Source organism: Streptomyces sp. NPDC036822, from assembly GCF_055609145.1.
Window position 1 is genome coordinate 193,277 of record NZ_JBVJPY010000010.1, and the last position, 19,239, is coordinate 212,515.

The window sequence follows — 19,239 nt, forward strand, 5'->3', positions numbered from 1 at the left end:
GCACCGGCGTCCGTCGTCGTCCGGGTCCCTCGGCGTCCCCGGCGTTTCCCGGCCCCCCTCGGCTCGCGAGGGGCGCCGAGACGCGCCGGGTCAGGTCAGGGGTACGGCCACCGCGGCCTGCGGCCTGATCGGCAGGCGGTTGACGGGGCGGCCGGTCGCCGCGCGGACCGCCGAGGCCACGGCTGCCGGGGAGGTGACCACGGGGACCGCGCTCGCCGCCTTCGCGCCGAAGGGGGCCACCACGTCGCGCTCCTCGACGAGCTTCACGATGCGCACGTCCGGGGCGTCCAGCGAGGTCGGCAGGGCGTACCCGGTCAGGTCGGGGTGCCGGACCAGGCCGCGGGCCGTGCGGAGGTTCTCCGTGAGGGCCGCGCCGACGCCCTGGGTGACGCCGGCCTCGATACGGGTCGCCAGCTGGGCGGGGTTGAGGACACGGCCGACGTCCTGGGCCACCGCCATCTCCACCACGCGGATCGAGCCGAGCTCGATGTCGACGTCCACCACCGCCCGGATCGCGCAGAACGCGAGGCCGACGAACGCGTCGCCCTGGCCCGACTCGTCCAGGGGCTCCGTCGGATGCGGGCGGCACTGGGCCGTCGCCCAGAGCTCCTTGCCGTCCATCGCCTCGGTGACCGTCGTCGAGAGCACACCGTCGTACGAGGTGATCTTGCCGTCCGTGATCTGGAGCAGCTCCGTGGACATGCCGAACTTGTGGGCCAGCGGCTGGAGCAGCTGCGTCCGGACCATCTTCGCCGCGCGCTCGACCGCGCCGCCCGAGACCCAGGTGTGCCGGCCGTGGGTGGCCGGGCCCGCCGGGGGCTGGTCGGTGTCGACGCCGGCGACGTGGACCTCGTCGATGCCGAGCGTCTCCTGGACGATCTGACGGGCCAGGGTGGTGAAGCCGGAACCGGTGTCCACGGCCGAGCAGATCACCGTCGCGACCCCGTCGTGCACCTTCACCGTCGCCGTGGACACCTCGTCCGCGCCTTCCGCTCCGAGCATGTGCACCATGCCCAGGGCGTAGCCGACGCCCCGCCGGACGGCCCCCGGTTCGCCCGCGCCCTCCGGGCCGCCCGGGAGCAGCCAGTCGTCCTCGGGGGCGTCCAGGGGCAGGGCGGGCAGCGGGAAGTCGCGTACCGCGGAGAGGAGTTCGGCCACCGGGGCCGGGCAGGTCACCGTCTGGCCGGTCGGCAGGATGTCCCCGGTCGCCAGGACGTTCCGCAGGCGGACGTCGACCGGGTCGATGACCAGCTTCGCCGCCAGCTTGTCCATCTGCGCCTCGTACGCCGCGCACACCTGCAGGGCGCCCTCGCCCCGCACGTGGCCCGACGGCGGGTTGTTCGTACGGACGGCCCAGCCCTCGATGAAGGCGTGCGGGACGACGTACGGGCCGCAGGCGAAGGAGACGGCGGCGGCCAGGGACTCGGCCGAGGCGTCGGCGTACGCGCCCGCGTCGAGCAGGATCTGCGCCTCCACCTTCACCAGCCGGCCCTCGGCGTCGGCGTGGTGGCGGTAACGCAGCAGCGTCGGGTGGCGGTGGGCGTGGCCGAGGAAGGACTCCTCGCGGGTGGCGGTCAGCTTGACCGGGCAGCCGGTGCGCAGAGCCAGCAGTCCCAGCGGGATCTGGAAGCCGGGGTCCTCGCGGTCGCCGGTGGCGCCCGGGACGCCGGTGACGACGACCTTCACCTGGTCGGGGGCGAGCCCGAAGCAGGCGGCGGCCAGGTCGCGGTCGGTGTGCGGGTCGGTGGAGGCGGTGTAGATCTCCACGCCGCCGTCGGGGCGGGGCACGGCGAGTCCCGCCTCCGCGCCGATCGGCGCCGGGTCCTGACGTCCGATGCGGTAGAGCCCTTCGACCACCACCTCGCCGGCCGCCTCCGCGTCGCCGAAGCGCAGCGGGATGTGGCGGATCAGGTTGCCGTCGGGGTGCAGGGCGGGCGCGGCGAAGGCCTTCTCCGGGTCGGTGACCGGTTCGAGGATCTCGTACTGGACGGCGATGGCCGCCGCGGCGAGCCGGGCGGTGTCCGGGTGGTCGGCGGCCACGGCGGCGATCGCCTCGCCGTGGTGGCGGACCAGTTCGGAGGCGAAGACGGGGCGGTCGGCGACGGTGCGGCCGTAGGTCGCCTCCCCTGGCACGTCGGCGTGCGTCACCACGGCCCGGACGCCGGGCATCTCGGCGGCGGCCGTCGTGTCGATGGAGACGATCCGGGCGTGCGGGTGCGGCGAGCGGAGCAGCGCGGCCCACAGCAGGCCCTCGGCCCACAGGTCCGCGGCGTACGGGAAGGTGCCCTCGGTCTTGGCCCGCGCGTCGGCCGGCGGGAGCGAGACGCCCAGGCCGTGCGGCGGCAGTTCCTGCTGGGCGCCGTCGAGCGCGGTGGGGGTGGCGGTGGTCGCGTCGCTGCTCACGCCATGCCTCCGTCGTGCGGGTGGGGGATCTGGTGCGGGATACGCGCTTCGTCGGCGTGGTCGGCGGCCGCGGCCGCACGCCCGGAGACGACGTCCTGGACGGCGTCCAGGACGCCCCGGTAGCCGGAGCAGCGGCAGAGGTTGCCGCAGAGGGCCTGGCGGGTCTCCAGCTCGGTGGGGGCGTGGTTGCCCTCGAGGAGGTCGTGGACGGTCATCGCCATGCCCGGGATGCAGAAGCCGCACTGGACGGCTCCGCACGCCGCGAGGGCGCGCTGCACGTCGGACGGTTCGCCGTCGGTGGCGAGTCCCTCGACCGTGCGCACCTCGCTCCCGGCGGCCGTCGCCGCGGGCACCAGGCAGGAGGCGACGAGCCGGCCGTCGACCTGGACGTTGCACGCGCCGCACTCGCCCTGCGAGCAGCCGTCCTTGGCGCCGGCCAGGCCGAGCCGCTCGCGCAGGACGTAGAGCAGGGACTCGCCGATCCAGGAGTCGGTGACGGGGCGGTCTGCGCCGTTCACCCGCAGGACGTACGAGGTGTGCGGGTGCTCGTCGCTGTCCGCGCTGCTGCCGGTGGAGACGGCGGGCGCGGACGCCTCGACGGCGGGCGGCGGGCCGGGCGGTGCGGGGGTCTCGTTCGGTGCGGGTGCCTCGCCCGGGGCGGGCACGGCGTCCTGCGCCGGCGGGTACGGCGCCTCGGCTTTCGGTTCCGGTCCGGAAGCCGGAGCGGGTTCCGGCGCGCCTGCCGCCTCGGTCCCGGGCGCGGCGTCGGGTACGGCCCCGGATTCCGCTTCCGGTACGTAGCCGGCCTCTGCTTCCGGTACGTAGCCGGGCTCCGGTTCCGGCGTATGGCCGGCCTCCGGTTCCTGGACGAAGCCGGCCTCGGCCCAGGGCGCCGGCGCGCCGCCCGGCAGGGTCGCCGGGGCGCTGCTCGTGTACTGGGCGAGCATGGAGGCCGTGTACTCGCCGGACTCGTCCGCCGTGTCCGGGCCGTCCGGCACGACCGGGATCCGCCACTGGCCCGTCGCCGCCGACTCCGCCTCGGCCGGTGGCTGGTGCGCCGGTCCGGACGCCTCGGAGAAGGTCCACTGGCCCGTCGCGTGCGGATCGGCCGGCTGCGCGGGCTGCTGCACCACCCAGGAGCCGGTCGCCGCCGGGTCGGTGGCCGCCAGGGGCGTCAGCGGCGTGATCATCGGCGGGACGTAGCCGTGCCCGGGAGCCTCCAGCGGGACTCCGTCCAGCATGAAGTCGGGCGGCAGCTGGACGAAGGCGGTGGCGTCGCCGTCGTACCCCTCGCTCTGCGGGATCGGCTGCCAGCCACCCGTCCGGTCCTCGTGTTCATCGCTCACGACAGCGCCCTCCCCAGTGCCCGTCGGGCCAGCGCGGCGACGGTGCGCCGCAGGTGCAGTACGGCCGGGGGCAGCTGTTCGTCACCCTCCGGGTCCGGGATGCAGGCGGCGGCCACGTACTCGCCGAACGCCGCCAACGCCTCCGGCGCGAGCCCCCGCGCCCCGTCCCAGTCCACCAGCGAGGCGATCCAGTGCTCCGCCTCCAGCGGCCGCAGCGGCATCGGCGCGATGGCGCCCACCGCGCAGCGCACGCCGCGTCGGGCCGGGTCGAGGACGACGGCGACGGACGCCGTGGCGCGGGCCGGGCCGGTGCGGCCGGTCGCTTTGACGAAGACCTGAGGGGCGTGCAGCAGCGGTACGCGGACGAAGGCGACCAGTTCGCCGGGGGCCAGCAGGTCGCGGCCCGCCAGGAGGTGGGAGACGGGGATCTCGCGGGTGCCGAGCGGGCCCATGACGACGAGGTCGGCCTCCAGGGCCGCCAGGACGGGCAGGGAGTCACCCGTGGGCGCGGCGGTGACGATGTTGCCGCCGAGGGTGCCCGCGTTGCGGATCTGGGGCGGCCCCGCGGCGCGGGCGGCCGCGGCCAGGGCGGGGATCAGCGCGGCGAAGTCGGGGCGGCCCATCCGGGCGTGGGTGAGACCGGCCCCGAGCAGGGCGTGGCCGTCCTGGTACTGCCAGCCGCGGATCTCGTTGATCCGGCCGAGACCGACGAGGCCGGCGGGCCGCAGCTGGCCCTTGTTCACGGCGGCCATGAGGTCGGTGCCGCCCGCGACGGGCACGGCGGCCGGCATGGCGGTGAGCGCCGCCACGGCCTCGTCGAGCGAGGCGGGCAGCGTCACGGACTGCGCCGTCTGTGGTGCGTGCGTGGTCAACCCGCTGCCCCTTCCCGGTGTCCCCGGCGGTCCCCGACTCATCCCCGGCTGTCACGCCTGTGTGGCCGTACCGTACGTGCTCACAGCCTGGACGTGGCAACTCTGGCACATCTTCCGGGCCGTCCGGCGCGAGGGTCCGCGAAGGCTGGTTCCGTCCAGGAGATCCCACGAGCGGCGGTAACTTCCGTTTTGCCGCTCTTGGGTGACGTCGGGGAGCGAGGTGTCTCACACGATCGGGGGCGCTCCGTCGAGGGGGCGGCCCGCCACTCCCGGGCGACGCTGCCAGGGCGCGGGGCCTGCGGGCGGGCGGTAGCCGACGCCGAGGGCGTCGAGGCGCCGGTAGTGCGCGGTCATCCGCCGCTCGAATCCGGCGAAGTCCCGTTCGGCGGGTGCGGGGAGCGCCGACCAGACGACCTCGGCGAAGGCGGCGAGGCGCGGGAAGACCTGGTAGTCGACGCGGGCCCGGTTCTCCATGACCTCGGTCCAGGCGTTGGCCTGGGCGCCGATGACCCGGTGGGCCGCCTCGGGCGACAGGGCGGGCGGTACGGGCTCGAAGCGGTAGACGTCCTCCAGGGTCCGTACGTAGCCGATGGGCATCGGCTCGTCCTCGCCGGGCGCCTGCCGGTGGTCCAGGTACACCTGCTGCTCGGGGCACATGACGACGTCGTGCCCGGCCTCGGCGGCCGTGATCCCGCCGGCGTAGCCACGCCAGGAGGAGACGGCGGCGCCGGGCGCGAGGCCGAGCCCCGTCGCCTCGTCCGCGGGCGCTCCCGCCGTCTGTCGTCCTCCGGCCCGGTTCCCTCCTTCGAGGATCTCGTCCCAGCCGATGAGGCGGCGGCCCCGGTCGGCGAGCCAGCGGCCGAAGTGGCGGATGAACCAGGACTGCAGCGCGTCCTCGTCGGCCAGGCCGAGCTCCTCGATGCGGGCTTGGGCGGTCGCCGACTCCTTCCACTGCTCCTTGGGGCACTCGTCGCCTCCCACGTGGATGAACGTCGAGGGGAAGAGGTCGAGGACCTCCTCGAAGACGTCCTCGTAGAAGCGCAGGACGGTGTCGGTGGGGGCGAGGACGTTCGGGTTGACGCCCCAGGTGTCCCAGACGGTGAGGGCGGCGGTGTCGACGACGTCGGTGTTACCCAGTTCGGGGTAGGCGGCAATGGCGGCCTGCGAGTGGCCGGGGATGTCGATCTCCGGGACGACGGTGATGTGCCGCTCGGCGGCGTAGGCGACGATCTCGCGGATGTCGTCGTGGGTGTAGAACCCGCCGTGCGGCGTCTCGTTCCACAGCGGGGACGCGCGGTGCCCCCACTTCGTCCGCGCCCGCCAGGCGCCGACCTCGGTGAGCCGGGGGTGTCGCTTGACCTCCAGGCGCCATCCCTGGTCGTCGGTGAGGTGGAGATGGAAGACGTTGAGCTTGTGGGCGGCGAGGAGGTCGAGCTGGCGCAGGACGTCGTCCTTGGGCATGAAGTGCCGTGCCACGTCGAGCATGAACCCGCGCCACGCGAAGCGGGGGGCGTCGGTGACGGTGAGGGCGGGCAGGTACCGGCCCCCTCCGCCGGGCCCGACGGGCGCCTTGCGGTACGCGTCGGGGCCGAGCAGTTGACGGAGCGTCTGGACGCCCCAGAACACGCCGGCGGGGCCGCCGCCCTCGACGAGGACGGCGACGTCCTCGACGGAGCCGTCGGTGGACAGCCGGTAGCCCTCCGGGCCGGCGGTCCGCTCGATCTCGGCGCTGACCCGCAGCCGTACGGAGCGCGGCCCGTCGCCGGCGGCGAACGGCATGCCGGTGGCCGCGCCGAGGGAGGACCGCAGCCACCGGGCCACGCCCTCGGTCCCCGGTCCGGCGTCCAGCGTGGTGGCCGCGTCGAGGACGGGACGGCCGGAGGCGTCCCCCCGGGTCTCCACCGCCCTGGGCGCGGGGATGAGCGGGAGGTGGCGGTCGTCGTCACGCATGGCATCGGCCTTTCGGAACGGGTCGCGAGGGGCGGGCGGCGTGGGCCCCGGGAAGCGGGGATGCGGGAGGCGAGGCTCTTCAGTCCTTCACCGCGCCGCCGAGGCCCGAGACCAGCCGGCGCTGGACGAGGACGAAGAAGACGAGGACGGGGACGGTCATCACGGTCGAGCCGGCCATGATCCCTCCCCAGTCGTTCTCGTCGGGCTTGAAGAAGACCAGCAGCGCCATGGGCAGGGTCGACTGCGAGGTGTCGCTGATGAGGAACGACTTGGCGAAGAGGAAGTCGTTCCAGGTCGAGATGAACGAGAAGACGCTCGTCGCCACGAGGCCCGGGAAGACCAGCGGGAAGAGGATCTGCCACAGGAAGCGGGTGCGGCTCGCCCCGTCGATCTGGGCCTGTTCCTCCAGCGCCTCGGGGACCGCCTTGACGAAGCCGCGCAGCATCCAGATCGCGAAGGGCAGCGAGAAGGCGATGTGCGGCAGGATCAGCGAGCCCAGCGTGTTGAGCTGGCCGACGTCCCGCATCAGGAAGAAGAGCGGGATCGTCAGCGCTTCGATCGGGACCATCTGGGCGACCAGGAACATGATCAGAAGGGTCGTCCGGAACCGGAAGCGGAAGCGGGTGACGGCGGTCGCCGCCAGGAAGGCGATCAGGGCGGAGGCGAGGACGACCGTGCCCGCGACGATCAGCGAGTTGAGGAAGTAGCGGCCGAACTCCTGCTGCTCGAACACCCGACGGAAGGAGTCGAGGGACGGGGAGAGGGTCCACGGCCGGGGCTCGGCCGACTGGATCTCGCCGGCCGGCTTGAAGGCGGAGAGGACCATCCAGTACAGCGGGAAGGCGACGACGGCCGCGACGAGGAGGGCGGACGCCTCGGCGGCGAGCCGCCCCGGCCGCCGGATACGGAACGCGCTCACAGTTCTTCTCCCTGACGGCGCAGCAGTCGGAGGTACACCAGCGTCACGGCGAGCAGGATCAGCAGCATGACGACGCCGATCGCCGAGCCCAGGCTGTACTGGGACGAGGCGAACGCCTTCTGGTAGGCGTACACGTTGAGGACGAGGTTCTGCCCGGCGATGCCGCCACCGCCCGTCATCACGTAGATCTGGGTGAAGACCTTGAAGTCCCAGATGATCGACTGGATCGTGACGACGACCAGGATGGGCCTGAGCATGGGGGCGGTGACCGAGCGCCAGATCCGCCACTGCGAGGCGCCGTCCAGGGCGGCGGCCTCCAGGACCTCGGACGGGATGGCCTTGATGCCCGCGTACACCGTCACCATCACGAACGGGAACGAGCACCAGACGACCTCGAAGAGGACGAGCGCGAAGGCGCTGTAGCGCCCGTACGTCCAGGAGAAGTCGCCGAGTCCCAGGACGCGGTTGACGGGCCCGAAGTCGGGGTCGAAGAGGAAGACCCAGACGGTGGAACCGGTGACGGCGGGGGTGGCCCAGGCGCCGAGCGCGGCCAGCATGAGGACGAGCCGGGGCAGGGCCCGTACGCGGGTGAGGAGCACCGCGAGCGCGCAGCCGACGGCGAGCGTGGTGAGGACGCAGGCGGCGGCGAACAGGACGGTGGCGAGGAGGACCTGCCAGAACTGGGGGTCGGAGAAGAGGGCGGTGTAGTTGCCGAACCCCTGGAACGAGGTCGGTTCGCCGCCGCTCACCTGGGCCTGGGTGTACTCCAGGAAGGAGATGAGCCCGAGCTGGTAGATGGGGTAGACCAGCAGCCCGCCGAGGACGACGAGCGCGGGCAGGAGGTAGAGCCAGGGGGTCCAGGCGGAGCCGTGCCGGCCCCGGGAGCGCGCGGCCGGCCCGGTCCCCCTCCCGGTCGTCTTCCCGGCCGGGCCGTGGGCGGCCCCGCGGGGGCCGGGGACCGTGCCGGTGGCCGCGGCGGGTCCGTCCGCCGCGCCCGTCGTCGTACCGTTCGCAGCCGTCATCGTCATCGGCCCGCGGCGGCGAAGGCCGCGTCCATCTTCTTCGCGGCGTCGTCCGAGGCGGTCTTCACGTCCTTGCGCCCGCTGACGACCTCCTGGAACATCGTCGGCAGCACCAGCGAGGCGTCGATCTGGCCCCATCCCGGGGACGCCGGGACGAACTTGGCGCCCGCGCCGAGGGAGTCGATGAAGGGCTTCACGAAGGGCTGCTTGCGCGCCGCCTCGGCGCGGACGTCGGTGTACGTCGGCAGGAAGCCCATCGCGTCGAAGAGCCTGCCCTGGGTCTCCTTGCCTGCGAGGGACTTCATCAGCTCCACGGCGAGCGTGCGGTGCGCACTGCTCTTCATCACGCCCAGGTTGTTGCCGCCCGCGAAGGCGGGGGCGATCGAGCCGGGCGTGACACCGGGCAGCGGCACGACGGCGTACTTGCCCTTCACCGCTCCGGCCTCGACGGCCGCGTGGCTGAAGTCGCCGCCGATCGCCATGGCGGCCTTGCCGGAGGCGAAGGCGGTGACGGTCGCGTTGCCGCCCATCTGCGCGCACTTGGCGGCCGGGCAGTTGTCGTCGCCGAAGAGCGAGGTGTAGGCGGAGATGCCCTTGCGCGCGGCCTCGCTGTTGACGGCGGAGGTGTACGTCCCGCCGCTCTGCGTGGCGAGTTCGCCTCCGTTCGCCCACAGGAAGGGCATCGCGCCGTAGGTGTAGGCGCCGCCGACGGCGATGCCGTACAGCCCCGGCTTGGCCTTGCGGATCTTCTTGGCGGTCGAGATCAGTTCGGCCTGCGACTTCGGGGCGGTGAGGCCGAGCTCCGCGAAGACGTCGGTGCGGTAGTACAGCGCGCGGACGCCGACGAAGAGCGGGGCGCCGTACACCTTGCCGTCGACGGTGACGGAGGAGGCGGCCGTGGGGTCGGTGTCCTTGGCGTCGGGCCAGGCGCCGAACTCGGCGCTGATGTCGGCCAGCCCGCCGTCCTTCACGTAGCCGGCGGTGTCGGTGTTGCCGTACTCGATCAGGTCGGGGGCGGATTCGGGGTCGTTGAAGGCGGCCTTGATGCGCTGGGCGCGGGTGTCGACGGGGATGTACTCCACCTCGACCTCGGCGCCCTCGTGCTGCTGCTCGAAGGCGGTGACCGCCGCCTCGACGACCTGCTCCTTCGGCTTGTTGTTGACCTCCTGGAAGAGCCAGACGCGCAGGGTCCCGCTCTTCTCGTCCGTCGCGGCCTTGCCGTCGGAGGTCTGCGGGGCGCAGGCGGTGGCGGTGAGGCCGGCCAGGACGAGGGCGGCGACCGGGGCGGCGATACGGGCAGAAAGCTTCATACGGGGGCTCCCACCAATCGACGTTGCAGCATGCGCAACGGGCGTTTCGTGCTGCACAACACGCGAGAGGTTAGGGCGGGGCACGCGCGTCGACAAGTGGTCTCAACCACTCTGTGACCGGCGGAAGCACCCCGTGCAACGCGAGACGGCCCCCGGCGCGCGCACCGAAGTGCGCGCACCGGGGGCCGTCTCCACGGCAGGGGGCGTCCTACTTGTCGCCGCCCTTGCCGCCCTTGCCCTTGTCCTTGTCCCCGCCGGGACCCATGGACTCGTAGATCTCCTTGCACATCGGACAGACCGGGTACTTCTTGGGGTCGCGCCCCGGCACCCAGACCTTTCCGCACAGCGCCACCACGGGAGTGCCGTCGAGGGCGCTCGCCATGATCTTGTCCTTCTGGACGTAATGGGCGTAGCGCTCGTGGTCGCCGTCACCGTGGGACACCTGCGGCGTCGGCTCGACGAGGGTTCCCGTACCTGCCCCGCGCTCGGGCTCGAGAGTGCTCATGGTCCCCAGGGTACTGAAAACCGGACGGCTCAGTTGAGGGAGGGATCGTCCGGGTACGTCGCCACCATCGCGAGGTCGCCCCGCTGGCGGCGCAGGACCTCGCGCCACAGGCTCTCGGGCCGCGGCGAGGAGACGTCGCCCGGCTCGGACTCGACGACGTACCACGCGCCGTCGCCCAGTTCGGACTCCAGCTGGCCCGGGCCCCAGCCGGCGTACCCCGCGAAGATCCGCAGGGAGCCCAGGGCGGGTCCCAGCAGCTCGGGAGGGGTCTCCAGGTCGACCAGGCCGATCGCCCCGTGCACCCGGCGCCAGCCGAGGGGGCCCTCGTCGCCGGGGATCACCGCGAGGCCGAGGGCCGCGTCGAGGGAGACGGGCCCGCCCTGGAAGACGACTCCCGGCTCCCCGGCGAGATCGGCCCAGGGCAGGAGGATGTCACCGACCGTGACGGGCGTCGGTCTGTTCAGGACCACGCCGAGGGAGCCCTCGTCGTCGTGGTCGAGGAGGAGCACCACCGCGCGGTCGAAATTCGGGTCCGCCAGGGCGGGGGTGGCGACGAGCAGCCGCCCTGTGAGCGAGGACACCTCGGTCATGCGACACATGATCCCGCATCTTCGGCGTTCGCGGGGGCACTCGGAACCGATGGACACCGACGCGGTTCAGGACGGATGAGCCCGGCGCCCGGAAACACAAACGGACGGTGACACTCCGCAAGATCATATGAACAGAGGGTGTTGTGCCGAATTCATTACATCTGCCGGGCCCCTCCGGACTGCCGTCAAGACGCCTCCGCCCCCTTACCCTTTTCCCTGGCCCCCTGCCCGACGACTCCGGAACGCGAGATTCATGACCGGCACAGACGATGTACTGCTTGTCCACGGCGGAACCCCGCTGGAGGGCGAGATCCGCGTCCGCGGCGCGAAGAACCTCGTGCCCAAGGCGATGGTCGCCGCCCTTCTCGGCAGCGGGCCGAGCCGGCTGCGCAACGTGCCCGACATCCGTGACGTCCGCGTGGTGCGCGGGCTCCTCCAGTTGCACGGTGTGACGGTCCGCCCCGGCGACGAGCCGGGCGAGCTGGTCCTCGACCCGACGCACGTCGAGTCGGCCAACGTGGCCGACATCGACGCCCACGCCGGCTCGTCGCGCATCCCGATCCTCTTCTGCGGCCCGCTGCTGCACCGCCTCGGCCACGCCTTCATCCCGGGCCTGGGCGGCTGCGACATCGGCGGCCGGCCGATCGACTTCCACTTCGACGTGCTGCGCCAGTTCGGCGCGACCATCGAGAAGCGGGCGGACGGCCAGTACCTGGAGGCCCCGCAGCGGCTGCGCGGCACCAAGATCCGGCTGCCGTACCCCTCGGTCGGCTCGACGGAGCAGGTGCTGCTCACCGCCGTGCTCGCGGAGGGCGTCACGGAGCTGTCCAACGCCGCCGTGGAGCCGGAGATCGAGGACCTGATCTGCGTCCTGCAGAAGATGGGCGCCATCATCTCGATGGACACCGACCGGACCATCCGGATCACGGGTGTCGACAAGCTCGACGGCTACACCCACCGGGCGCTCCCGGACCGCCTGGAGGCGGCCTCGTGGGCGTCGGCGGCGCTGGCGACCGAGGGCAACATCTACGTGCGCGGCGCCCAGCAGCGCTCGATGATGACCTTCCTGAACACCTACCGGAAGGTGGGTGGCGCGTTCGAGATCGACGACGAGGGCATCCGCTTCTGGCACCCGGGCGGCTCGCTCAACGCGATCGCCCTGGAGACGGACGTGCACCCCGGCTTCCAGACCGACTGGCAGCAGCCGCTGGTGGTGGCCCTGACGCAGGCCGCCGGCCTCTCCATCGTCCACGAGACGGTCTACGAGTCCCGGCTCGGGTTCACGTCGGCGCTGAACCAGATGGGCGCCCACATCCAGCTGTACCGCGAGTGCCTGGGCGGCTCGGACTGCCGCTTCGGACAGCGCAACTTCCTCCATTCGGCGGTCGTGTCGGGCCCGACGAAGCTCCAGGGCGCGGACCTGGTCATCCCGGACCTGCGCGGCGGCTTCTCGTACCTGATCGCGGCCCTCGCGGCGCAGGGGACCTCGCGGGTCCACGGCATCGACCTGATCAACCGCGGCTACGAGAACTTCATGGAGAAGCTCGTGGAGCTGGGAGCCAAGGTCGAGCTGCCGGGCAGCGCGCTGGTGTAGCGCCCGCAGACGGACGAACGGAAGGGCGGCCACCCCCTGACAGGGTGACCGCCCTTCCTGCTGCCCTGAGGCCGCTGGGGCCGTTCGTCCGCCGCCGTGGGGCGGCGGACCAGGCCCACGTTGCCTTACTTGCCCTTGGCGGCTTCCTTGAGCTTCGAGCCCGCGGAGACCTTCACGCTGTAGCCGGCGGGGATGTTGATCGGGTCGCCGGTCTGCGGGTTGCGCGCGGTGCGAGCGGCACGGTGGGTGCGCTCGAAGGTCAGGAAGCCGGGGATGGTGACCTTCTCGTCGCCCTTGGCGACGACCTCGCCGACGGTCTCGGCGAGAGCGGCCAGCACGGCGTCGGCGTCCTTGCGGGTCACCTCTGCGCGGTCGGCCAGGGCGGCCACCAGCTCACTGCGGTTCATGTTGTTACTCCCGTGTTCTTCTTGCTGTTGAGGCGTGCCACGCGGCGGAGCCGCACATTGGGCACAGCGAAGCCGATGCTGCCAGGGCCCTCGGACAGTCCCCGGACCCGGGTCTGCTGACAGACCCTCGCGCCCGAATAGGCATCCTGCCCCCACCAGCGGCGGGAACGCCAATCCGGCACCCCCTGGGGTCACACGAAAAGCGCCACTGCCACCGGCATGGTGACGTTCCGTCGACTCCGCCGAAACTCTTTGGAGCCGAACGTCCACCCTAAAGGCGGGTTTACGGCGTGGCGACTCGCGACGCGCCGTTTCTCAGGCGGAGGTACCGGCCGGCGCGGGGCCCGTCAGCGCCCCGCCCCGACCCATGAGGGCCGCTCTGAGGCCGCTGCGCGGGCCTGTGACGGCCTCGCGCGGCGGCTTGGGCCGAGGGTTCCGGCGGCCGTTCTCAGGCGCCGCTGTCGGCGCCCGGGCCGGCCGACTTGGCGGCCGTGCGGACGGCGCCGGCGACCGCGCCGGCCACCTTGTCGTTGAACACCGACGGGATGATGTAGTTCGCGTTCAGCTCGTCCTCGGTGACGACGTCGGCGAGGGCCGCGGCGGCGGCGAGCATCATGTCGGTGTTGACGGTGCGGGACTGGGCGTCCAGCAGACCGCGGAACACACCGGGGAAGACCAGCACGTTGTTGATCTGGTTGGGGAAGTCCGAGCGGCCGGTGGCCACGACGGCCGCCGTCTGGCGGGCGATCGCGGGGTCGACCTCCGGATCCGGGTTCGCGAGCGCGAACACGATGGAGTCCTTCGCCATGGCGGCGACGTCGTCCGCGCCGAGGACGTTCGGGGCGGAGACGCCGATGAAGACGTCCGCTCCGACGACGGCCTGCCTGAGGGTGCCGGTGACGCCCTCGGGGTTGGTGTTGTCGGCGATCCAGCGCAGCGGCGAGTCCGGGTGGGCCTCGACGAGGTCGGGCCGGCCGGCGTGCACGACGCCGTGGATGTCGGCGACGACGGCGTGCTTGACGCCGGCCGCGATGAGCAGCTTCAGGATGGCCGTACCGGCCGCTCCCGCGCCGGACATGACGACCCGTACGTCACCGATGCTCTTGCCGACCACGCGCAGTGCGTTGGTGAGGGAGGCGAGGACGACGATCGCGGTGCCGTGCTGGTCGTCGTGGAATACGGGGATGTCCAGGGCCTCGCGCAGCCGCGCCTCGATCTCGAAGCAGCGGGGGGCGGAGATGTCCTCCAGGTTGATGCCGGCGAAGCCCGGGGCGATCGCCTTGACGATCTCGACGATGGCGTCGGTGTCCTGGGTGTCGAGGCAGATCGGCCAGGCGTCGATGCCGGCGAAGCGCTTGAAGAGGGCCGCCTTGCCCTCCATGACGGGCAGGGCCGCCATGGGGCCGATGTTGCCGAGGCCGAGGACGGCGGAGCCGTCGGTCACGACCGCGACGGAGTTGCGCTTGATGGTGAGGCGGCGGGCGTCCTCGGGGTTCTCGGCGATCGCCATGCACACCCGGGCGACGCCGGGGGTGTAGATCATGGACAGGTCGTCACGGTTGCGGATGGGGTGCTTGGACGCCATCTCGATCTTGCCGCCGAGGTGCATCAGGAACGTACGGTCGGAGACCTTGCCGAGGACGACACCCTCGATGGTGCGCAGCTGTTCGACAATCTCGTCGGCGTGCGCGGTGGAGGTGGCGGCGATGGTGACGTCGATCCGAAGCTTCTCGTGGCCTGAGGCGGTCACGTCGAGGCCGGTGACCGAGCCGCCGTGCGACTCCACGGCCGTGGTGAGCTGGGAGACCGCGGTTCCGCTCGCGGGAACCTCCAGCCGGACCGTCATCGAGTACGAGACGCTGGGCGCCGTTGCCATGGCCGAGTTCCTCTGCTTTCCCTGAGCTTCGTTGCTACGCCGCCCCGGCTGGTTGCCCGGCGGCGCCCTCCGATGGTCGCACCTACCTGCCGGTAGCAGGTAATGCGGTCATTTTGTTTTCGGAAAGTAGTTTCCACCATACGAGAAACTCTGGGCAAACAGAAGAGGCCCCCGTCACCACAGGTGACAGGGGCCTCGACTTCGTACGTACGCACGAAGCGGTGTCTGAGTGGCACCGACCCGCCATGCTCGCCTCGCGGCAAGTGGTCCCTCTAAGGGACGAAGGTTGGGCCCGGGGGCTTGGATCGAGCCGGTGCCACGACCAAGGCTAACAAACCACCCTGGTAAGTGACTCCCCCCGCGCGGGTTGACCTGAATCAGCCTCCGGCTACGCCCGGCGCGCGTCGCCTCCTCAGTCCCTCAGCAGGTCGGGAACGCCCGCCGCGTCCGGGACGTCCCGGGCTCCCGAGACCACCGTCAGCTGCTGGGTCGCCCTGGTCAGCGCCACGTAGAGCACGCGCAGCCCGGCCGGGGACTCGTCCGCGATCTCCGCGGGCGAGACGACCACCGTGGCGTCGTACTCCAGCCCCTTGGCCTCCAGGGAGCCCAGCGCCACCACCCGGTCGCCCAGACCGGACAGCCAGCGCGCCGCCTGGGCGCGCCGGTTCATGGCGACCACGACGCCGACCGTGCCGTCCACCCGCTCCAGGAGCCGGCTCGCCTCCGACTGCACGATCCCGGCCAGATCGGGCGTGCCGCCCTTGGACTCGGGCACGGCCACGAAGCGCGGCTCCACGCCGGTGGAGCGGACCGCGCGGGGCGACTCCTTGCCGGGCATGGCCAGGGCGAGGACCTTCGCGGCCAGGTCGGCGATCTCGGCGGGGTTGCGGTAGTTCACGGTCAGCTCGAAACGGCGGCGCGGCCGGCTGCCGAGCGCCTCGTCCCGGGCCTCGGCGGCCTCGTCCGGCGTCGACCAGGACGACTGCGCCGGGTCGCCGACGACCGTCCAGGTCGCGTGCCGGCCGCGCCGGCCGACCATCCGCCACTGCATCGGGGTGAGGTCCTGGGCCTCGTCGACGATGACGTGCGCGTACTCGGTGCGCTCCGCGGCGAGCCGCTCGGCCCGCTCGCGCTGCGTCTCCTCCCGTACGGGCATCAGCTCCTCCAAGCCCGTCAGCTGGTCCAGCGGGTCGTACTCCCGCTTCTTGCGGGGCCGGGCCGGGGCTCCGAGGAGGGTGTGCAGCTCGTCGAGGAGGGCCACGTCGTGCACGGACAGGCCGTCGCGGCGCAGCGAGCGGGCCACCCGCCGGACCTCGCCCTGGTTGAGGATCCGGCGGGCCCAGCGGCCCAGGCGCTTCTCGTCGGCCATCGCGTCGAGGACCCGGCGGGGGGTGAGCTCGGGCCACCAGGCGTCGAGGAAGGAGAGGAAGGAGTCCTCGGTGGAGACGTCCTCGTCGAAGGAGGAGCGCAGCTCGGCCGCCAGCTCGGGGTCGCTGTGCCGGCCGACGGCGCCGGACTTGGCGTACAGCGCGTCGAGCAGCAGCCGCCGGGCGCGCGGCCGCAACAGGTTGACGGGCGCCGTGCCGCCGAGGACGTTGTGCCGGATCCGCTGGAGTTCGTCGGCCTCGAGTTCGAGGCGGCGGCCGAAGGCGACGACGCGCAGGCGGGTGGGGGTGGCGGCGGGGGCGGGCGCGGTGTCCTCGTCCTCCTCGCCGAACGACAGCTGACCGGAGTCGTCGTCGGGTGCCGGCTTCGGCGCGGGCGTCTCCAGGGCGCCGCGGGCCGCCTTGCGCAGGACGGCGAGCATCCGGGAGGAGCCCTTGACGCGGGCGACGGCCGGTTCGTCGTAGGTGGTGGCCTCCTCCCCGTCGACGAGCGAGCCGAGCGCGCGGATCGCGACCTGCCCCTCCTCGCCGAGGGAGGGCAGCACGCCTTCGGTGTACGAGACGAGCAGCGGGGTCGGGGAGACGATGAGGATGCCGCCCGCGTACCGCCGCCGGTCCTGGTAGAGCAGGTAGGCGGCCCGGTGCAGGGCGACGGCCGTCTTCCCGGTGCCGGGGCCGCCCTCGACGTACGTCACGGAGGCGGCGGGCGCGCGGATGACCATGTCCTGTTCGGCCTGGATGCTGGAGACGATGTCGCGCATGGTGTGGCTGCGGGCCTGGCCGAGCGCGGCCATCAGGGCGCCGTCGCCGATCACGGGCAGTTCGTGCCCGTCGAGGGTCGCCTTCAGCTCGGGGCGCATCAGGTCGTCCTCGACGCCGAGGACCTTGCGGCCCTTGGAGCGGATGACCCGGCGCCGCACCACCCGGCCGGGTTCGACCGGGGTGGAGCGGTAGAACGGGGCGGCGGCGGGCGCGCGCCAGTCGATGACCAGCGGCGCGTAGTCGGCGTCGAGGACGCCGATCCGGCCGATGTGGAGCGTCTCGCCGATCTCGGCGGTGTTGTCGGGCCGGACGGCGTCGTCGGCCGGTTCGACCGAGGTGTACGCGCCGTCCGGGCCCTTCACACCGTCCTTGCCGTACAGCAGGTCGATCCGGCCGAAGAGGAAGTCCTCGAACTCGTTGTTGAGCCGGTTGAGGTGGATGCCGGCCCGGAAGACCTGGGCGTCCCGCTCGGCCAGCGCGCCGGGCGTGCCGACCTGGCCGCGCTGGGCGGCGTCCTTCATCAGGAACTCCGCCTCGTGGATCTTCTCCTCGAGGCGGCGGTAGACCTGGTCCAGATGGTGCTGCTCGACGCCGATCTCGCGGTCCCGGACCGTGTCGACCACACCGACGGCTTCCTGCGCGGCCACCGAGGCCCCCTTCTGACGTGCACTGTCCCCGCCGTGGGACAGCCGTCGAGCTTATGCCACTCGGGGGCCGAATGTCAGGCGTCCACCTCCACCAGGCGCTCGCCGTCGAAGGTCCGGACCTCGAAGCGGTCGATGTCGTCGCGGTTCATGGCCGCCCCGCCGTGGACGTAGAGCGGGTTCCTCGCGGCCTCGGTCGCGGCGCCGGGGATGCCGTATCCCCAGGTCGGCACGGCCCAGGAGGTGACGACCTCCTCCTCGCCGCTGGTGGAGACGGCGACGAGCCGGCACTTCAGCGGACCCTTGACGTTCTTGAGCTCCAGCACGGTGTGGGTGCCCCAGCCCTTCTTCTCCAGGCCGACCGTGGCGCTGACCTTGGTGGTCGGGTCGGTGGCCTGGACCTTCTCCGCCATGTGGTGGAAGAAGGCGTCCTCGGCGGGGCTGGTGGGGTGCGGTTCGACCGCCCTGTTCTCCCGTGTGCCGTCGGATGTGGCGACCACAGCGACGGCCGGGCCTCCGACGACGAGGACGGCGGCGGCCGCGACGAGGAAGAAGGCGCGGCGGCGCGAGCGGGCCCGCTTGGCGCCCACCTCGTCCATGAGCCGGTCCAGGAGCCGGGGGTCCGGGGCCGCGCCGAGGGTGACGGGGACGGTCGGGACGGCGCGCGGGCCGGGGGGTGCGGGCGGGCGGGGCGCGAAGGCGTCGAAGACCTCGTCGGCGTACGGGTCGGAGCCGGCGGGGCCTGCGTACGCGTCCTGGCCGGAGGGCCCCGCGTACGAAGCGCCGGGCGGGGCCGCGGAGGGGGCGCCGGTGTCGGCCAGCAGGGCCAGCATCGGCTCCATTCCGGCGAACTCCTGCACGTGCGAGGTGCAGAGGTCGCACTCCACCAGGTGCGCCTCGAAGGCGGCGGTGTCGACGTCGTCCAGGATGCCGAGTACGTACGCACCCGCGGCGTCATGCGGCGGTGTCATGCCGATACCCCCCTCTCCTCCAGCGCGAGCTTCATCGAACGCAGTGCGTAGAACACGCGGGAGCGGACGGTCCCCGCGGGTATGCCCAGGGTCTCGGCCGCCTCGTTGACCGTACGCCCCTTGAAATAGGTCTCGACCAACACTTCCCGGTGGGCAGGGGTCAAATCTTCGAGAGCGTCAGAGAGCGTCATCAGCCACAGCGCCTTGTCGATCTCGTCCTCCGCGGGCAGGACCTCGAGCGGTGCCGGGTCGACCTCCTGCGGCCGGGCCTGCCGGCTTCGGTGGCCGTCGATGACGATGCGCCGGGCGACCGTCACCAGCCAAGGTCGGACGGAGCCGGTCGCCCGGTTGAGCTGACCGGCGTTCTTCCAGGCACGGATGAGCGTCTCCTGTACGACGTCCTCGGCGCGCTGGCGGTCACCGGCGACGAGGCGCAGTACGAAGGCGAGCAAAGGTCCGGCATGTTCGCTGTAGAGAGCACGCATCAACTCCTCGTCGGGGACGGGGGATCGAAGACGTGACACCTCGCTGCGATGCCGGGCCCGATGCGGACGGTCATCGGCCACGGCCGCATCCTTGCGCACCTGAACCTCCCGGTCGAGACCTTGTTGTCGTCGGGAGATACGGAAGCGGAGCGGGTTCTTCTCAAGGCGGAGCGAACTTTTTCCGGGGGCGCCGTGAAA

15 protein-coding genes are annotated in these 19,239 nt (G+C 72.3%); 1 reads left to right on the forward strand and 14 read right to left on the reverse strand.

Annotated elements, in window-relative coordinates:
• Positions 1-90: 90 nt before the first annotated feature.
• From ACZ68P_RS23285 to ACZ68P_RS23325, 9 genes are all read right to left on the reverse strand, one after another.
• Positions 91-2,403, reverse strand: a complete 2,313-nt coding sequence (locus tag ACZ68P_RS23285) for a xanthine dehydrogenase family protein molybdopterin-binding subunit (protein WP_471009133.1) — start codon at positions 2,401-2,403, stop codon at positions 91-93.
• Complete coding sequence (locus tag ACZ68P_RS23290; RefSeq protein ID WP_471009134.1) at positions 2,400-3,749, reverse strand: (2Fe-2S)-binding protein; 1,350 nt, start codon at positions 3,747-3,749, stop codon at positions 2,400-2,402. Before ACZ68P_RS23290 ends, ACZ68P_RS23285 begins: the two co-directional genes overlap by 4 nt.
• Complete coding sequence (locus ACZ68P_RS23295; RefSeq protein WP_365715375.1) at positions 3,746-4,621, reverse strand: FAD binding domain-containing protein; 876 nt, start codon at positions 4,619-4,621, stop codon at positions 3,746-3,748. The genes ACZ68P_RS23290 and ACZ68P_RS23295 overlap by 4 nt, the downstream gene beginning before the upstream one ends.
• A gap of 225 nt (positions 4,622-4,846) precedes the next feature.
• A complete protein-coding gene (locus ACZ68P_RS23300; RefSeq protein ID WP_471009138.1) occupies positions 4,847-6,571 on the reverse strand; it encodes a beta-N-acetylhexosaminidase in 1,725 nt (574 codons plus the stop codon).
• Between the two features lie 79 nt (positions 6,572-6,650).
• Positions 6,651-7,490 (reverse strand): carbohydrate ABC transporter permease, encoded by an 840-nt coding sequence (locus ACZ68P_RS23305; RefSeq protein WP_471009139.1) that lies wholly within the window; start codon positions 7,488-7,490, stop codon positions 6,651-6,653.
• On the reverse strand, positions 7,487-8,512 hold the full coding sequence (locus tag ACZ68P_RS23310; RefSeq protein ID WP_471009140.1) for a carbohydrate ABC transporter permease: 1,026 nt from the start codon (positions 8,510-8,512) through the stop codon (positions 7,487-7,489). Before ACZ68P_RS23310 ends, ACZ68P_RS23305 begins: the two co-directional genes overlap by 4 nt.
• A gap of 2 nt (positions 8,513-8,514) precedes the next feature.
• Entirely contained in the window at positions 8,515-9,822 is a 1,308-nt protein-coding gene (locus tag ACZ68P_RS23315; protein WP_471009141.1) for an extracellular solute-binding protein, read from the reverse strand.
• Positions 9,823-10,030: 208 nt separating this feature from the next.
• Positions 10,031-10,327: a DUF3039 domain-containing protein gene (locus ACZ68P_RS23320; protein ID WP_365715380.1), complete on the reverse strand. Its 297-nt coding sequence runs from the start codon at positions 10,325-10,327 to the stop codon at positions 10,031-10,033.
• Positions 10,328-10,356: 29 nt separating this feature from the next.
• Positions 10,357-10,917 (reverse strand): YqgE/AlgH family protein, encoded by a 561-nt coding sequence (locus ACZ68P_RS23325; protein ID WP_471009143.1) that lies wholly within the window; start codon positions 10,915-10,917, stop codon positions 10,357-10,359.
• Positions 10,918-11,170: 253 nt separating this feature from the next.
• Between ACZ68P_RS23325 and murA the strand changes: the two genes are divergently transcribed.
• The gene (gene murA / locus ACZ68P_RS23330; protein ID WP_356889831.1) at positions 11,171-12,511 is read left to right on the forward strand and encodes a UDP-N-acetylglucosamine 1-carboxyvinyltransferase; all 1,341 of its coding nucleotides are present in this window, start codon (positions 11,171-11,173) and stop codon (positions 12,509-12,511) included.
• 125 nt (positions 12,512-12,636) lie between these two features.
• Here the strand turns inward: murA and ACZ68P_RS23335 are convergent, their stop codons facing one another.
• From ACZ68P_RS23335 to ACZ68P_RS23355, 5 genes are all read right to left on the reverse strand, one after another.
• A complete protein-coding gene (locus ACZ68P_RS23335) occupies positions 12,637-12,918 on the reverse strand; it encodes an HU family DNA-binding protein (protein ID WP_017237029.1) in 282 nt (93 codons plus the stop codon).
• A gap of 448 nt (positions 12,919-13,366) precedes the next feature.
• Positions 13,367-14,794 carry an NAD-dependent malic enzyme gene (locus ACZ68P_RS23340; protein ID WP_471009145.1) on the reverse strand — a complete coding sequence of 476 codons (1,428 nt, stop codon included), beginning with the start codon at positions 14,792-14,794 and terminating at the stop codon, positions 13,367-13,369.
• A gap of 412 nt (positions 14,795-15,206) precedes the next feature.
• Entirely contained in the window at positions 15,207-17,588 is a 2,382-nt protein-coding gene (locus tag ACZ68P_RS23345; RefSeq protein WP_471009149.1) for a HelD family protein, read from the reverse strand.
• A gap of 74 nt (positions 17,589-17,662) precedes the next feature.
• On the reverse strand, positions 17,663-18,556 hold the full coding sequence (locus tag ACZ68P_RS23350) for an RNA polymerase subunit sigma (RefSeq protein WP_471009152.1): 894 nt from the start codon (positions 18,554-18,556) through the stop codon (positions 17,663-17,665).
• Complete coding sequence (locus ACZ68P_RS23355; RefSeq protein WP_365715385.1) at positions 18,553-19,140, reverse strand: sigma-70 family RNA polymerase sigma factor; 588 nt, start codon at positions 19,138-19,140, stop codon at positions 18,553-18,555. The genes ACZ68P_RS23350 and ACZ68P_RS23355 overlap by 4 nt, the downstream gene beginning before the upstream one ends.
• Positions 19,141-19,239: the final 99 nt, after the last annotated feature.

Bases quoted from the DNA above. Each gene is read 5' to 3' on its own strand.
- ACZ68P_RS23300 (WP_471009138.1), bottom strand. From the start codon at position 6,571: ATGCGTGACGACGACCGCCACCTCCCGCTCATCCCCGCGCCCAGGGCG.
- ACZ68P_RS23310 (WP_471009140.1), bottom strand. From the start codon at position 8,512: ATGACGGCTGCGAACGGTACGACGACGGGCGCGGCGGACGGACCCGCC.
- ACZ68P_RS23315 (WP_471009141.1), bottom strand. From the start codon at position 9,822: ATGAAGCTTTCTGCCCGTATCGCCGCCCCGGTCGCCGCCCTCGTCCTG.
- ACZ68P_RS23320 (WP_365715380.1), bottom strand. From the start codon at position 10,327: ATGAGCACTCTCGAGCCCGAGCGCGGGGCAGGTACGGGAACCCTCGTC.
- ACZ68P_RS23325 (WP_471009143.1), bottom strand. From the start codon at position 10,917: ATGACCGAGGTGTCCTCGCTCACAGGGCGGCTGCTCGTCGCCACCCCC.
- murA (WP_356889831.1), top strand. From the start codon at position 11,171: ATGACCGGCACAGACGATGTACTGCTTGTCCACGGCGGAACCCCGCTG.
- ACZ68P_RS23335 (WP_017237029.1), bottom strand. From the start codon at position 12,918: ATGAACCGCAGTGAGCTGGTGGCCGCCCTGGCCGACCGCGCAGAGGTG.
- ACZ68P_RS23340 (WP_471009145.1), bottom strand. From the start codon at position 14,794: ATGGCAACGGCGCCCAGCGTCTCGTACTCGATGACGGTCCGGCTGGAG.
- ACZ68P_RS23350 (WP_471009152.1), bottom strand. From the start codon at position 18,556: ATGACACCGCCGCATGACGCCGCGGGTGCGTACGTACTCGGCATCCTG.